Annotated in this window: 12 protein-coding genes and 2 pseudogenes; 9 read left to right on the top strand and 5 right to left on the bottom strand. The window is 66.6% G+C overall.

Annotated features, from left to right (window positions below; genetic code table 11):
- The first annotated feature begins 5 nt into the window (after window positions 1–5).
- Complete coding sequence (locus tag ACZ67T_RS41700) at window positions 6–659, top strand: CBS domain-containing protein (protein WP_469991718.1); 654 nt, start codon at window positions 6–8, stop codon at window positions 657–659.
- A gap of 159 nt (window positions 660–818) precedes the next feature.
- On the opposite strand, the pseudogene ACZ67T_RS41705 reads toward ACZ67T_RS41700, so the two are convergent.
- Window positions 819–983: pseudogene (locus ACZ67T_RS41705) on the bottom strand (pirin family protein); the annotation flags it as partial.
- Window positions 984–1,077: 94 nt separating this feature from the next.
- Here ACZ67T_RS41705 and ACZ67T_RS41710 point away from each other — a divergent pair.
- Window positions 1,078–2,232 carry a tyrosine-type recombinase/integrase gene (locus tag ACZ67T_RS41710; RefSeq protein WP_469991721.1) on the top strand — a complete coding sequence of 385 codons (1,155 nt, stop codon included), beginning with the start codon at window positions 1,078–1,080 and terminating at the stop codon, window positions 2,230–2,232.
- Window positions 2,233–2,282: 50 nt separating this feature from the next.
- Here ACZ67T_RS41710 and ACZ67T_RS41715 read toward each other — a convergent pair whose 3' ends face one another.
- Together ACZ67T_RS41715 and ACZ67T_RS41720 are read right to left on the bottom strand one after the other, a co-directional pair.
- The gene (locus tag ACZ67T_RS41715) at window positions 2,283–2,468 is read right to left on the bottom strand and encodes a hypothetical protein (protein ID WP_382607989.1); all 186 of its coding nucleotides are present in this window, start codon (window positions 2,466–2,468) and stop codon (window positions 2,283–2,285) included.
- Window positions 2,469–2,561: 93 nt separating this feature from the next.
- Window positions 2,562–2,897: pseudogene (locus tag ACZ67T_RS41720) on the bottom strand (DNA methyltransferase); the annotation flags it as partial.
- A gap of 689 nt (window positions 2,898–3,586) precedes the next feature.
- On the opposite strand from ACZ67T_RS41720, the gene ACZ67T_RS41725 reads away from it, so the two are divergent.
- The 7 genes from ACZ67T_RS41725 (at window position 3,587) to ACZ67T_RS41755 (ending at window position 10,840) form a co-directional block, all read left to right on the top strand.
- Window positions 3,587–4,726, top strand: a complete 1,140-nt coding sequence (locus ACZ67T_RS41725; protein ID WP_469991723.1) for a C40 family peptidase — start codon at window positions 3,587–3,589, stop codon at window positions 4,724–4,726.
- A gap of 82 nt (window positions 4,727–4,808) precedes the next feature.
- On the top strand, window positions 4,809–5,108 hold the full coding sequence (locus tag ACZ67T_RS41730) for a DUF6112 family protein (protein ID WP_266557819.1): 300 nt from the start codon (window positions 4,809–4,811) through the stop codon (window positions 5,106–5,108).
- Entirely contained in the window at window positions 5,108–5,794 is a 687-nt protein-coding gene (locus tag ACZ67T_RS41735; protein WP_469991725.1) for a hypothetical protein, read from the top strand. The genes ACZ67T_RS41730 and ACZ67T_RS41735 overlap by 1 nt, the downstream gene beginning before the upstream one ends.
- Before the next feature lie 34 nt (window positions 5,795–5,828).
- A complete protein-coding gene (locus ACZ67T_RS41740; protein WP_469991727.1) occupies window positions 5,829–7,199 on the top strand; it encodes an SCO6881 family protein in 1,371 nt (456 codons plus the stop codon).
- An 88-nt stretch (window positions 7,200–7,287) separates the two neighbouring features.
- Window positions 7,288–8,757: an SCO6880 family protein gene (locus ACZ67T_RS41745; RefSeq protein WP_469991728.1), complete on the top strand. Its 1,470-nt coding sequence runs from the start codon at window positions 7,288–7,290 to the stop codon at window positions 8,755–8,757.
- Window positions 8,758–8,817: 60 nt separating this feature from the next.
- Entirely contained in the window at window positions 8,818–9,255 is a 438-nt protein-coding gene (locus ACZ67T_RS41750; protein ID WP_469991755.1) for a DUF6238 family protein, read from the top strand.
- Window positions 9,256–9,274: 19 nt separating this feature from the next.
- Window positions 9,275–10,840, top strand: a complete 1,566-nt coding sequence (locus tag ACZ67T_RS41755; RefSeq protein WP_469991730.1) for an ATP-binding protein — start codon at window positions 9,275–9,277, stop codon at window positions 10,838–10,840.
- 525 nt (window positions 10,841–11,365) lie between these two features.
- Here ACZ67T_RS41755 and ACZ67T_RS41760 read toward each other — a convergent pair.
- Window positions 11,366–13,147, bottom strand: a complete 1,782-nt coding sequence (locus ACZ67T_RS41760; RefSeq protein WP_469991732.1) for an MBL fold metallo-hydrolase — start codon at window positions 13,145–13,147, stop codon at window positions 11,366–11,368.
- A 473-nt stretch (window positions 13,148–13,620) separates the two neighbouring features.
- Window positions 13,621–13,893 carry an HPr family phosphocarrier protein gene (locus tag ACZ67T_RS41765; RefSeq protein WP_469991734.1) on the bottom strand — a complete coding sequence of 91 codons (273 nt, stop codon included), beginning with the start codon at window positions 13,891–13,893 and terminating at the stop codon, window positions 13,621–13,623.
- Window positions 13,894–14,067: the final 174 nt, after the last annotated feature.

Consider the following 14,067-nt stretch of genomic DNA (forward strand, 5'->3'; position numbering starts at 1 on the left):
GAGCCATGCCCTCCACCCCGTACACCGTCGACGACGTCATGACCAGGAGAGTCATCGCCGTAGCCCTCGACGCCACGTTCAAGGAGATCGTGACCGCCATGGAACGGTGGAAGATCACCGCCTTGCCGGTCATCAAGGGCGAAGGCCGCGTCGTCGGTGTGGTCTCCGAGGCAGATCTTCTTCCGAAGGAGGAGTTCCACGAGCATCGCCCCGGTCTTGTCGAACAGATGCGTAATCTCAGCGCGACGGCCAAGGCGGGATCCACACGTGCCGAGGACCTGATGACCGCTCCCGCGATCACGGTCCATCCGGACACGTCCCTCCCTCAGGCAGCACGGCTCATGGCCGATCGCCGCGTCAAGCGCCTTCCTGTCGTCGACGCCGGCGGCACGTTGAAGGGCATCGTCAGCCGCGCCGACCTCCTCAAGGTCTTCCTCCGCTCCGACGAAGAACTCGCCAAGGAGATTCGCGGCACCGTGGTGGACCACCTCTTTGCGATGTCCCGCAGCCACATCAAGGTCACCGTCACCGATGGCATCGCGACACTGGCGGGGCAGGTGCGCGACGGCAATCTGATTCCCCTGGCAGAACATCTCACCCATGCTGTGGAGGGCGTCGTCGACGTGCGCTGCCGACTGGAGACCGAAGCTTCCGCGTGATCGACTTGGCGACACGGGAGTTGCCGGTCCGTCCTGGTCGGGGCGCCCGGCCGGGCGCCCCGAAGCGGGAGCTCAGATGGTCGGGCGTCGCCGGGTCTCCGTGCCGATCGACTTCCCCGTCCGCCCGGCCTCGCGTAGCTCACGCCGCGCAGAGGCGGTTCAACGCACGCGACCCCGAGGTTTCAGCGGCACGGGCGGCAGTTCGGGCGCAGCCAGCGGCTGTCCGTCGTACCCCTTCACTTCCCCGAACCTCGACCCGCTCATCCAGTCCTCCCGGGCCTGAGTGATGTCGTCCTGCGACCGGCCGATGAAGTTCCACCACATAGCACGGAAGCAACGGTTCTTCCCAGGTCAGAGGTATCGGACACCCTCGGCGGTCAGCAAAAGGTCAGCATCGGACGCCGAGGACTCTGCACCCATGGCAACACGCGCACTCGCCCGCGGGATGGGCACCTTCTTCAAAGACTGCGAGCACCCTGAGTCTCGTTGGTCCAAGTGCCCGCACCCGTACAAGATCCGCTACCGGAACGCGGCAGGCAATCAGGCCGAGGAGTCGGGCTTCGCGACCCAGGACGCGGCCAAGGACCGGTTGATGAAGATCTACAACGAGAAGAAGTCCCAGCCGCAGTCCCAGGCCAGGGCAGAGCGCATCGCGAAGTACGGTCCGATGCGGTTCGAGGAGTACGCCAGGGAGTGGAAAGAGGGGCAGCGACACCTCGCAGCATCCTCGATCCGGCACCTCGGCTCACTCTTCGAGCACCACATCTTCCCGGTGCTCGGCAGCCGCAAAATGGCGAGCTTCGATCACAAGGTGGTCGACGGATTCATTCGCGCGATGGAGCGTGCACAGGTGGGCGTGGCCACGCAGTCGAACGCCTTCGACAAAGTGCGCGCGATTCTCCTTGACGCGCAGCGGCTCGGACTTTACGCGGAGAGTCCACTGGAGGGAGTGAAGGCACCGCGGTACGACCCGGCTCGGGCCGTGATCCCATCATTGGATGGGTTGAGGGCACTGCGGCTGGGCGGGGACGATGCCTTCATGCTGCTCGTCGACATGATGAGCGGCTGCGGTCTACGAAACGGCGAAGCCGCCGCAGTCAACGTTAACAACATCGTTGCCGACGATGTCTACCGAGTGCACGAGCAAGTGGTCCACTCCACGGGGAAGTACGGACCTCTCAAGCACCGCAAAGCTGGGACGTATCGAGACGTACCCCTGCCAGCCCGTGTCAAGGCCACGATCGAGTGGTACGCCGACACGTACGGAACGGTCGACGGTTATCTGCTGCGCCAGCCGACCGATGCGACCAAGCCCTATCCGCACTGGGGCCTGTCGAATCAGTGGAAGCGCATCAAGGAGGCAGGAGAGGTGGACGTCCCGGAGAGGATGGTCATCTACGGTTTCCGTCACTTCTTCGCATCGAACTGCCTGGCCAATGGCATACCGATCACGGACATCGCCGAATGGATGGGCCACCGGAGCATCGACGTCACTTTCAAGATCTACCGACACTTGATGCCCGGTTCGATCGGTCAAGCGGCCCAAACTATCGATGCAGCCCTCGCGGCCTGACGCAGTTGTGCCCTGGCCCGTGTGGGGCCAGGGCACAACTCCCGTGGCCGTCAGCCGAGCTTCTGCTGCAGCACCCAGGCCTGGACTTCAGTGGTCTTGAACTGAAGTTTGGCGGTGCGGCCGCGCCCGAACTTATAGGGAACAAGCCCGAGTTTCGGCGCATCACGATAGACCCAGGTTGCGGACATATTGAGATATGCAGCGGTCTGCTTGACATCCATAAACTGTGCGGCCATTGGTTGCCCTCATGGTCTTCTCGGCTGTCCCCTTGACTATGAAGTTGCGGCGCACCCGTCTCGCGTTTCGGCCCCGGGGTCGCCTCCTCACTCTCACCTCTCGGGTCCGGCGAGTTCAAAGTCTCCCTGTGTGAGCGCGCCAAGCAGTCGGTGTTCAGCGATGTCGGCGTAGTGGTGGGACAGTTCGATGCCGATGAACTTTCGACCCTCGCGAAGTGCGATGACTCCGGTCGTGCCTGGGCCGGTAAACGGGTTGAGGACAGTGCCTCCCGGCGTGCAGATCATTACCACTTCCAGCATCACTTCGACGGGCCCTTGAGTGATGTGCACTCGCTCCTCCCTGGGCTGGCTCGCGCTGTAGAGGCCCTTGGTGCCCCAGTCGATGTACTGGCAGGACTGCTTGAGGCGGCCCTTCTGCGGAGGCGAGGATGAGCTGTAGGCCGCCGGCAGGACCTGGCGCGGCATCGCGTCCTGGCAAAGGCCGGGCATTGCGCGGTTCTCTCTTCGGCGATCGGCCGTGTGCGTGATTCCGCTTTGCCGGAATGCTGGACACGTACGTATGAGCCACGCCTGGAGGCCATTAAGGGAGCCTTCCGGGGCGAACAGTGCGGCTGGAGGTTAGCTCTCATTCACGGCCGCACCTAACGTCCCCATCTCGCTCAATGACTGCACGCGCCGGTCAAGGTTCGGGGTCGTTTGGCGCGGCCGGAATTTATCCCTACAGTCCAGCCATGTTCAACGGACCGGGCCCGGCTACGCACCAGTTGAGCTGTGTCAATACGTGTTGCCGCATCCAGGCGACGACACCCTGGCACTCACCGAACAGGCTGCGAATTAGGCAGGAGCGGTTCTCCGTGTGGAGTCTGAGATTACGAAGGCGGCTGGCTGCCGCCTCCGCGAAGGGCGCTCAGGGGAAGGGAGTTATCTGCTGCCGACCCCAGGGCACTGTATTTCCACAAGTCGCTTAATTCCTGCCCGCGCGACGTTGGTGACCTTTCCGACGAGAACGCCAGTGTCGTGCCGCCTACGCGTAAGGAGTTGCTGATGCAGCACGCACCAGCACGCCCTTCACCGGAACCCTGTGCTCCGGTCCACCACTCGACGTATGGCCCGCGACGTTGAAGACGGCCGCAGGAATAGTCGCGGTGGTGGCGCTCGGTCCGCTGCTGTTGATCGCACCGCTCGCTGTCGCCGCAGCTGGTGCCCCTGACGCTCAGGCCGCCTGCCCCGATGGTGATACAGAGGCTTTGGATTCCTCGGCGGTCGCCAAACAGGTGGAGTCGATCCTCAAGGGCGGCGGCAAACGGCTCGCTTCGGTTGCGGGTCTGGACGATCCCACGGAGCAGATCCGGAATGCCAAGTCGATCCAGGCCACGGGCGTCGCCATGAAGGTGCCGACGCGGGGGCAGGTCGTTGCCCTGGCCACGGCCCTGCAGGAGTCGGGACTGCGGAACCTGGACTATGGTGACCGGGATTCGCTCGGTCTCTTCCAACAGCGTCCCAGTCAGGGCTGGGGGATGGCCACTCAGGCCCGTGATCCGGAGCAGGCCTCGACTACCTTCTACGAGGAGTTGCTCGGGGTCTCGGGCTGGCAGTCCATGACCGTCGCTCAGGCCGCGCAGGCGGTCCAGCAGAGCGGCTCACCCGACTCATACGCCAAGTGGATTCCCTTGGCCACAGCTCTGCAGAAGGCCATCGCCACGTCGCTGTCCAAGGAGTCGAAATCCGTGAAGAGTGGCTCCAATGAAACCCAGGACGGGGAGTCGGATTCTCTGCTCTCCGGGTGCGGCACGGGCGAGGACGGGGCCGCGTTCGGTCCGATCTCCACAGGCTCCGTCCCCAAGGGCTACAAGATCCCGACCGCCGCCCCGAAGTCGGTTCGCATGGCTATCCGTTGGGCGCTCGGCCAGCTCGGCACGCCATATCAGTGGGGTGGCAAGTGTTCGGATCCGCACGGTCAGGATCCGATGGGCCGCTGCGACTGCTCGTCCCTGATGCAGGCGTCATACAAGGCCGGCGGAGTCTCAATCTCCCGGACCACGTACACGCAGGTCAAAGAAGGCATGGCAGTTGACGTGGATGCCCTCAAGCCGGGCGATCTCCTCTTCACCCGCGGCACCGCCGAAGTCCCGGAACACGTCGGGATGTTCATCGGTGAGGGCCTGATCCTGCAGGCTCCGCACACCGGCGACGTGGTCAAGATCTCGACCTTCACCGATTGGCGACCGGACGTGCTGGCTGCCCGCCGGATCGTCTGACCGACGCCTCCCCCACTCCTCTCGCTCCACCCTTCCCGGGCTCTCGCGCGCCCAAAACCGTACTGGAGTACCAGTGAAGCTCATGCAGCATGCCCAAATCCTGGCGTACAACCCCGGCGTCAGCCCGAGGGAGGGCGGCCTGCCCGGACTCGATGTTCTGAAGAAGGTCATTGGCAGCATCAACCTGTTCGGCATCATCGCCGTAGTGGGCGCGCTCGCGATCTCGGCGATCGTCTGGGCCTGGGGCCACCACAGTGGCGGCCACCAGGCTGAGGCCAACGGCAAGAAGGGCACCGTCGTCGCGGCCGGCTGCGCGCTGCTGCTCGGAGCGGCCAACGGCATCGTGGCGTTCTTCTCGGCGATGGGGACGCAGGTCCACTGATGCCGAAGAAGCCATTTCCCTCCTCTGGCGAGCGAACGCATCAGGCTCCGGCCTCGGTTCTGCGCCGCGCTGCGATCGGAGGTGTCGTCCTCGCTGTGCTGCTGACGGTCGCCGGGCTCCTCGCTTACGTCACGCGTCCGGAGAGCCCCGCTTCGGCCAGTTCCGCCCCGGCTCCGCCACCCTCCTCGACGTCGGCCTCCGCGCCCGCCGCTCCGCACGCAGATTCGGCGGTCGCCGGACCGCCGAAGACCAGCGATCCGATCGTCTTCGGCAAGGCCGCCACCAAGGTCCTGTGGACGTACGACACCCGATCCTCCTCCCAGGCCGAACACCTGGCCGGGCTCAAACAGTGGATGACCAGCGAGAAGAAGTACGCGGACTGGATGTCCGTCACGAACCAGGTACCCAGCCTCGTGCTGTGGTCACGGATGCACGACAACCAGCAGCACGCGAGCGCCACCGTCGGCGAGGGTCACTTCCCGCAGGCGTTCAGGACGGCCCTCGCCCAGGATCCCGGCGCGATCATCGAGGCGTACGTCTACGCCGTCACGGTCACCGGCAAGCAGTCCATCGCTTGGAAGGGCTCAGGCGCCGGGGCCGAGTCCCGCTCGACAACGCTCGCCGTCCAGTGCCGGCCGCACCAGAACTGTGCCCTGGTCGGGGTCCTGCCGAGCGTCGCGCCGTGACCCACCCCTACAACTCTCGAAACGAGGTGACCTGATGGGGGCATGCGACCTTCCTCTGATGAACACGGTGTGCTCCACCGTGGACGGTGTCGTCGGCGCGACCGGCGAGGCGGTCACAGACGGAATCGGTGCCTGGATCGCCAAGTCGATGGGTGAAATGGCACAGGCAGCAGCTGATCTGGCGTCGAAGGCCGTCGATCAGACGACGGGCATCAACCTGAACGCCGAGTGGTTTCGCAACAACTACGAACTGATCCTGCCTATCGGCCTGATCCTGACCGTGGGGACGTTCTGTCTGCAACTCACCCGCGCCGCCTGGCGACGGGACGAGCGAGCCCTCGGCCAGGCGGTTTACGGCACCGTGGCCGGAGTCCTGTTCGCCTTCGCTGCCATCGCCTGCACTACCGTCGCGATCACCGTGGTCGACGCGCTCAGTGCGGGGCTGTTCAAGGCTGCCAACAGTTCGGTGGACGATGCGGTGCGCCGCGTCATCAAGGTCAACGAACTGGGGCCGATGTACGGCCTAGGCTGGGCCATCCCCTCTCTGATGGCACTCGGCTGCGCGGTGGGCGCCTTCCTTTACTGGGCAGTCATGGTGGCCCGCAAGGTCGGCATCCTGGTGCTCGTCACACTGGCCGTGTTCGCCGGGGCCGGCGGTGGCTGGGAGGTCGCCAAGCGGTGGCGGCGTGGGTGGATCGAGGCCACCAGTACCCTGATCGTCTCCAAGCTCCTGATGACGATCGTGTTCCTGTTGGGCGTCTCGGCCATGGGCAAGTCCGACGCCAACGACGGGCTCAGCGCCCTGTCCGATGCGCTCGCGGGCATCGTCGTGATGGTCCTCGTCATGCTCTGCCCGTATGCGACGTACAAGTTCGTGCACTGGGCAGCCGACGGCGGTGGCCATGACGACGTGCACCGCTCCGGTGTCGCGGGCATGGCGGTGGCCGCTGGCGCGGCCAAGACCGCAGGTCAGCTCGCCATGCAGGCCGGTATGGGGATGCGTGCTCCGCAGGGTCCGGCGAAGGTGCCCGGCCAGGGACCGGACGGTATTGCCTCCGGGATCGATCCGACCGGCGGCTCTGGCGCAGATGAAAAGCCGAACCAGGCCCACTTCCGCCTCGGCGAGGACCCGAACGCCTCCGGCGACAAGGGTCGGGCGCTGATCCGCCGCCCTCCCACGGACGGCGACCGGGGAGTACCTCTCATCCAGCGCCCCGGCCAGGGTTCCGCGAGCGACTCGGCTCCAGTGGCCTCGGCACCAACGCCACAGGGTGCCTCCGTCGCACCGCCGCGGATCGCGCACCAGGATCCGCCAGCACCGCGACACATCGGACCTGCGCCGCAGGGCGGTGCCACCCCGCAACGGTGGGTCTATCCCGCGCCGCCGGGTGATTCAGGCTCATAGCCCGTAGCTGACGGGGCGGCCGGAGTCCCAGTCCCGCCGCCCGCCCCTCCCCCCTTCCTTCGCCTCACGTTCCAAGGACGGCTTCGCCATGCAATCCGACTCTCCTCACCCCGGCGGTCCGACCACCGTGAAATTCCCACACCGCTCACGCCGCGGCGTGCTACTCGGCCTCTCGGCCCCGCAGCTGATCCTCGTCGCGGTCACCGGCCTGCTCCTGCTCGCGGCGCTGCTCTCAGCTGGCGTAACCGGGGCACTCAAGCTCATACCGCTGTGGGCTCTGGCACTCTCGACAGTCTTCATGCGCCACCGTGGGCGCTCGCTCGCCGACTGGGCGCCGATCGTGGTCCGATACGCGCTGCGTCGCTTCCGGGGCCAGCTGGTCTGGCTCACCCGGCCCGCGACCCGGCCACAGCGCGAGGGCCTGCTCCACCTTCCCGGAACGGCTGCATCGCTGCGCGTGGCCACCGGTCCGGACGGCCGCTTCGGCGCAGTGCACGACCCGCACGAGGGCACCCTCACCGCCGTGGTCAAGGTCTCCTCCCGCGCCTTCGCCCTGCTAGACCCTGCCACCCAGACCAGCAACGTCTCCGGCTGGGGCCGCATGCTCGCCGCCCTCGCGCGCACCGGGCACATCGCCCGCGTGCAGGTCCTGGAGCGCACCGTCCCCGACTCCGGTGACGCGCTGAACCGTTACTGGAATCAGCACGGCGATACGCAGTCGCCGCTGGCCGGACCCATCTACCGTGACTTGCTGAGCGCCGCTGGTCCGGCCGCCGCCCCGCACGAGGCATACGTCGCCCTCGCCCTCGACCTCAAGGCGGCCCGCCGCCTGATCAACCAGGCCGGCGGCGGTCTCACCGGCGGCTTCGCCATCCTGGCCCAGCTCACCTCCACCTTCGACCAGGCCGCCCGCAACTCCGGCCTCATGCCAAGCAAATGGCTGCACGCGAACCAGATCGCCGCCGTGATCCGCACCGCGTATGACCCCAAGGTATCGGCCGCCCTCGACCAGTGGTCCGCCTCGGGACGCCCGCAAGCCGACCCGGCTGCCGCTGGTCCCGTCGTCCTGGTCGAGAAGGCCGACCGGATCCACACCGACTCGGCCCACCACGCCACGTTCTGGATCGAGAACTGGCCGCGCATCGAGACGTCGCCCGGCTTCCTGCACCAGCTCCTGTTCACCTCCGGCGTGCGCCGCACCCTGTCGCTGACATATGAGCCCAAGGGACTGGACTCAGCACTCAAGGACGTACAGCGCAAGAAGGCCACCGTGATCGCGGACGCCGCCGAGCGAGCCCGCAAGGGGCAGGTCGATTCCGAGGAGGACTCGGTCGAGTACGCCGACATCAAGCAGCGCGAACGCCAGCTCATCGCCGGGCACGCTGATGTCACCCTCACCGGCCTGCTCACCGTCAGCGCCGACAGCGCCGAACAGCTCAACGCCGCCTGCGCCGCGATCGAGACCGCCGCCGTCGCCGCGCTCATCGATCTGCGCCCGCTGACCTGGCAGCAGGCCGAAGCCTTCACCAACGCCGCCCTGCCACTCGCCCGCCCGTAGCGCACCCCAGCACCACCGACCGCGCTCAACCGAAGGGCACCATCATGCCGACCGAGCCCCCTGCCCGAACTGGCGGAGGACTTCGTCCCGTTCGCCACCGCCGCGCTCGACTTCCACCAGGCCATCAACATGCCCGTCGCCCCGGTAGCTGCCAGCCGCACCGAACTGGACACCTTGCACGCCCACGTGATTGCCCTGTATGGGCTGCTCGACGCGCACGCCGTGCGCACCGCCGCCGTCGACGATGCCGAGGGCGATCACCTCAGGGCCTGCCGGATCCGGCAGTGGCAAGCAGCCGAACACCTCCACGCAGCCTTCCACGCGGCCCCGCACCCAGGCGCCGGTCGCCCCACCCCCGAGGCGTGCAGGGCCCGACTGCCCGAGGGCGCGCCCGAACTCACCGTGTGCCAGCGCCATCTGGCGGCCTCCGCCCGAGTTCGCCGCGCCCACACCCCGGCCGACCTGCGAGACCCCTTCACCGGCCTCACCCGGCACTGACCACCAGGAGCACCAGGCCATGTCCTCCCGTACTCGCGCCTCCGCCAGCCCGCTGTTCGTTCCCCGCAAGAGCGACCGCCGTACGGCCCGCGCCGCCCGTAACCAGTTCGCCGCCGCCCGCGAGCTGGCCCGCAATGCCGCCCGCCCCGACGGCCGCAAAACTCAGGCCGGGACCGACCCCGACCTGCGTGCCACCTACCCGCCCGCCGGGCGCCCCGGTCCTGCCTCCGCCCGAGGTGGCCGACTCGAACTCCCCGCCCATCGGATGACGACGGCGACCGCCTCGGGCGCCTATCCCTTCCTCGCCGAGGGCGGCCTCGGTGCCCAGGGCATCTACGTCGGACGGGACGTGCACGCGGAAGCGGCGTTCACCTACGACCCGTTCGCCCTGTACGGACGGCTCGACGGCTTCACCAATCCCAACATCCTGCTCGCTGGGGTCATCGGCATGGGCAAGTCCGCGCTGGCGAAGTCTCTGGCCGTACGAGCTGTGGCCTTCGGCTACCGCATCTACGTACCCTGCGATCCCAAGGGCGAATGGACCATCGTCGCCCAGGAATTGGGCGGGCAGACCATCGCACTGGGGCCCGGGCTCCAGGGCCGGCTGAACCCGCTGGACGCGCCCGTCAAGCCGTCCGGTGTCAGCGAGACGGACTGGGCCGGAGAGGTCCGTAAACGGCGCCTTCTCCTGCTCGGCTCCCTCGCGAAAACCGTCCTGCGGCGCGACCTGCACCCCATGGAGCACACCGCACTCGACGTGGCACTCGACCAGGTGGTTACGCATGCCGACGCCACGGGGACCACACCACTGCTCGGCGAAGTGGCGTACGTACTCGGCTCCTCCGAACGCCTCGACGGTGCGCTCGGGGAACTGTCGGGGCGCCTTGGGCAGGCAGCCGAGGACCTGGCGCACGCCCTGCGGCGCCTCGTCCACGGCGACCTGGCCGGCATGTTCGATGCCCCCTCGACCGTGGCCTTCGACCCGGCCGCGCCGATGCTCTCCATTGATCTGTCTCGCCTGGGCGGCGCTGGTGATGATACGGCTCTCGTCCTGGCGATGACCTGCGCCTCGGCATGGATGGAGTCCGCGCTCGCCGACGCCACCGGCGGACGGCGCTGGGTAATCTACGACGAAGCCTGGCGGGTGATGCGACATGTCGCCCTGCTGGAGCGCATGCAGTCCCAGTGGAAACTCAGCCGAGGGCTCGGCATCGCCAACATGATGGTCATCCACCGCCTGTCCGACCTGCTAACCGCGGGCGATGCTGGCTCCCGTAGCCGAGCGCTGGCCGAAGGACTGCTCACCGACTGCTCCACACGGATCATCTACCGTCAGGAAGCCGACCAACTGGGTTCCGCTGCCTCACTGCTGGGCCTGACCGGGGTCGAGACACAGGCGGTCTCCGCACTGACCAAGGGGCGCGGCCTGTGGAAGGTCGCGGGTCGATCCTTCATCACCCAACATCTACTCCACCCACGGGAACGCGAACTGTTCGACACCGATGCCCGTATGCACGCCAAAATCTCTGAGTTCACGAAAACTGAAGCGCCGTTGCTGCCTCTCCGGCGGCGGGAGGTGCACTGATGAGTGCAGGTGAGGTGCTGGGTTCCTATCGGCTGGCTCTGCCTACGACAACGCACAGCGCCGGTTCACCGTTCCGAGAGGCACTTGGCGAGAGGCGAAATCGATCTGCCTAGCAGTCATATCAGCCGGTCGTGCACCCCATCAGTCGCCGACAGGTATCACCTCGTCCTGCCCTCAATCCAGCGCAGCCAAGAGGCGGGCTCGACGCGGACATCCGCGACGGCCTGGGCGACCAGCTGGGCGCACTGCTCGTCCATCTGGAGGGCCGCCTCGTACGTAGACGCTGTGCCGTACTGGCAATTCAAATTGAATATAAAGCAAATTATTCGATGTGGATCGCCCCTTGTCCTCAGCCGCGCGTCGAGGTAGGTGGGTAACGGGCTTCGGGTGGGGGGGCAGTTGCGCCGTGTCGACATCAACTCGGTGTTCGGGACAGAAGCCGCACGCAGGTTGAGCGCGGCATCGCGCGGATCCGCCTCCCGCCGCGCCGTTGCACGATCACTCGACAAGCGGCACGAGGAGTCACTACCCCGCACGGAACGAGATCGAGGCGATCCGGGTGATGTCCTCCTCGGTGACGTCCTTCGCGAAGATCTCGTCGAGACGTCTCTGGTCAACGAGGTGGCCGTCCTCCATCACCACCAGTCCGGAACCCTTCGGGTTGTTCGGCGCCTTCAGCACGACCTCACCGGGCCGCTCCTTGAGGGCGGTGACCATCGTCCTCATCCAGGAGATGAAGGTGGGAGTGATCGGGTATTTGGCATGGGCCTGGAAGATCGCGTCAATCTTCTGCCGGTTGGTGCCGATGGCGAGCTGCGTCATCATCTTGTCGACCGACGAGACCCAAGAGTCGAGCGTGCTCTCCTGCATGTTGGTGCCACCGAGGTACGACTGGGTGCCCAGTTCGTCGCCGCTGAACAGGTATCGCCCGTCGATGTCGAGCAGCACTGTGGCGAAGGGAGTGTGGCCGGGGGTACTGATGCACTGGAAGCGCCGGTCCGCGGCAGTGAAGATCTCACCGTCGCCGAGCTCGTGGACGCGGTTCTCCAGTCGGCCCTTGAGGTCGGTGTTGATGTCGTACGTCGAGCCCTTGGAGCCGACGCGAGTGAAGACCTCGCCCTTCGGCACGTAGACCTGCTTGAGCTCGGAGGCCTCGAAGTACTCCAGGTTCGCCCAGTGGTCACCGTGGGCGTGGGTGACGTAGACCGACAGCTTCCGGGTGCCGATGAGTCGACGCACCCGGGCAGCCAGTCCGGCGCCGTTGAACAGACCCGTGTCGATCAACAGCGCGTCGGTGGCACCGACGTACAGGTAGGGCGTCTGGACGTCGGTGTCGGGCAGCATGTAGAAGTCGTCCTTGTAGCGGACGGTCAGGTACTGCGTCACGACGGACGTCGCCTTCTGCAGGGACGTGCCGATCAGGTCGTATCCAAGGAATCCGGGCGATGCGACGTGGAACGTGAGGGTGGCCGAGCCTTCACGGGCGATGCAGTTCATCGTCGGCGAGGACGTGTCGAAGGTGAGCGTCAGGCCCTCGTCGAAGTCGAGCACCTTGTCGACCAGAGTGTGCATGTCGGCGACGTACGCGGCGTCGACGGTGTTCCCCTCGCTGTCGAACACCCGTGGGTCGTCCAGACCCTTCACCAGGGCCGCGACCTTGTGCACCGAGGACTTGAACGCAAGGAGCCGGAAGTAGGACCGGCCCCAGTCGAGGTACCTGTCTGTGTTGCCCTCCACGACCGCGCTGCCCGCGCCGATGCTCTCGCCGGTGAACGCCAGTCCGCTTGCTGTGTCGATGTACCCCACGGTGTCGGTGAGGGTGACCTTGTCCACCGGGAAGCGGGTGCCTATGAGCGACTGTGCTCCGGTCAGCGACACCACGGAGACGGTTCGGTGGCCGAGGTCGTAGGAACGCTCATAGGCCGATGCCGTGTTGACGTAGACGATCTTCTTCTCGTTCGTTCCACGGGGAGGGTTCGCGATCGGCGCCATGTCGGTGCCGCCGGATCCGGTGGCGATCGCCAGGGACCGGCCGACGCCCACCAGCAGATAGCCGGCCACCGCGCTCTGGTCGAGCACCTTGTACGTGTCGGCCGCCACCCGTTCGAAGCGGTAGGCGCGGGGGCGCCTCTGTCCAGAGCGGGCCGACGACTCGGTGCCGGCATCGGCAGCCACGGCCTGGCCCGACGCTCCCACGAGCGCTCCCGACACGGCCAGCGTCGACACCACGAAGGCGCGGCGTCTGAGGTGACCACAGCAGTCGTCGCCGGTCGGCTCTTCGGAGACGCCCATTCGCGGATCCGTCATGTCTTCGTCCTCCTAGCAGGCCTAACAGGCCACTTGGGCACGAAAAAAGACCTGAGACGCATGTTCTGCGTCTCAGGTCTTGCCTCGTGACCGAAATCAACGAGTAACAATCCTGGAGGGCTCTCGCCCAAGTACCGAGCGACAGTAACCCCGTGGGTTGCGGGTGACAAGAGATCAGCCGAGACCCGTGTCGGGAAGGTGCGCTGCGGGGTCCGCGCGGCAGCGGTCTCATCGATGTCGAAGTCGGTAAGGATCGCGTCCAGCAGGTTGGTGGTCCCGACGGCGGGCACCGCGCTGCGTCCGGCAGACAGAGGGGCCCGCACCACACGTGCTGCCGCCCCCGGCCGCCTCATGGATCGCCTCGGTCACCTGCCCGACTCGACTTGCCTTCTGCTCGTCGCTGCCAGGGCGGGGGAGTACTCGATGCTCACGTGCGGCATGGTGGTGTCCTCTCGTTCGCCGAAGAAGTCCCCTCAGGCCGCGGTGGCGTCCAGGTCCCGTTCGAGCAGCGCGCTCAGTTCGTCGAGCACGCGCTCGGCGTCCGGACCTTCGGCCGACAACAGCACCTCGTCGCCCTGCTGCACATCGAGCCGCATGACGCCGAGGATGCTCGCCGCGTCCACGATGACATCTCCCTTACTGATCCGTGTGGGCACCGGGCTGGCCGCAGCCGCCTGGGAGAACAGGGCTGCGGGCCGGGCATGCAGGCCCGACGCGGATGCGACGACGACACGACGTTCCGGCATGGGGTGATCCTTTCGTGAGGGGCTGTCCAGCAGCGGGATTGCCGGGCAACAAAAAAGACCCGGAACGTCCATCACCTGGAGTTCCGGGTCTTGCCTGAGCGCGCCAGTAACAATCCCGAGATCCCGACTGTACCCCAGAGCCTGTCGGTGCGAGGGGTTGCGAGGGGTATGGAC

The sequence above is a fragment of the Streptomyces sp. NPDC107517 genome (assembly GCF_055582645.1).

Excerpts from the sequence above, each read along its gene's own strand:
- ACZ67T_RS41700 (WP_469991718.1), top strand. The coding sequence starts at position 6 with ATGCCCTCCACCCCGTACACCGTCGACGACGTCATGACCAGGAGAGTC.
- ACZ67T_RS41710 (WP_469991721.1), top strand. The coding sequence starts at position 1,078 with ATGGCAACACGCGCACTCGCCCGCGGGATGGGCACCTTCTTCAAAGAC.
- ACZ67T_RS41715 (WP_382607989.1), bottom strand. The coding sequence starts at position 2,468 with ATGGCCGCACAGTTTATGGATGTCAAGCAGACCGCTGCATATCTCAAT.
- ACZ67T_RS41730 (WP_266557819.1), top strand. The coding sequence starts at position 4,809 with ATGCAGCATGCCCAAATCCTGGCGTACAACCCCGGCGTCAGCCCGAGG.
- ACZ67T_RS41735 (WP_469991725.1), top strand. The coding sequence starts at position 5,108 with ATGCCGAAGAAGCCATTTCCCTCCTCTGGCGAGCGAACGCATCAGGCT.
- ACZ67T_RS41740 (WP_469991727.1), top strand. The coding sequence starts at position 5,829 with ATGGGGGCATGCGACCTTCCTCTGATGAACACGGTGTGCTCCACCGTG.
- ACZ67T_RS41745 (WP_469991728.1), top strand. The coding sequence starts at position 7,288 with ATGCAATCCGACTCTCCTCACCCCGGCGGTCCGACCACCGTGAAATTC.
- ACZ67T_RS41755 (WP_469991730.1), top strand. The coding sequence starts at position 9,275 with ATGTCCTCCCGTACTCGCGCCTCCGCCAGCCCGCTGTTCGTTCCCCGC.
- ACZ67T_RS41760 (WP_469991732.1), bottom strand. The coding sequence starts at position 13,147 with ATGACGGATCCGCGAATGGGCGTCTCCGAAGAGCCGACCGGCGACGAC.
- ACZ67T_RS41765 (WP_469991734.1), bottom strand. The coding sequence starts at position 13,893 with ATGCCGGAACGTCGTGTCGTCGTCGCATCCGCGTCGGGCCTGCATGCC.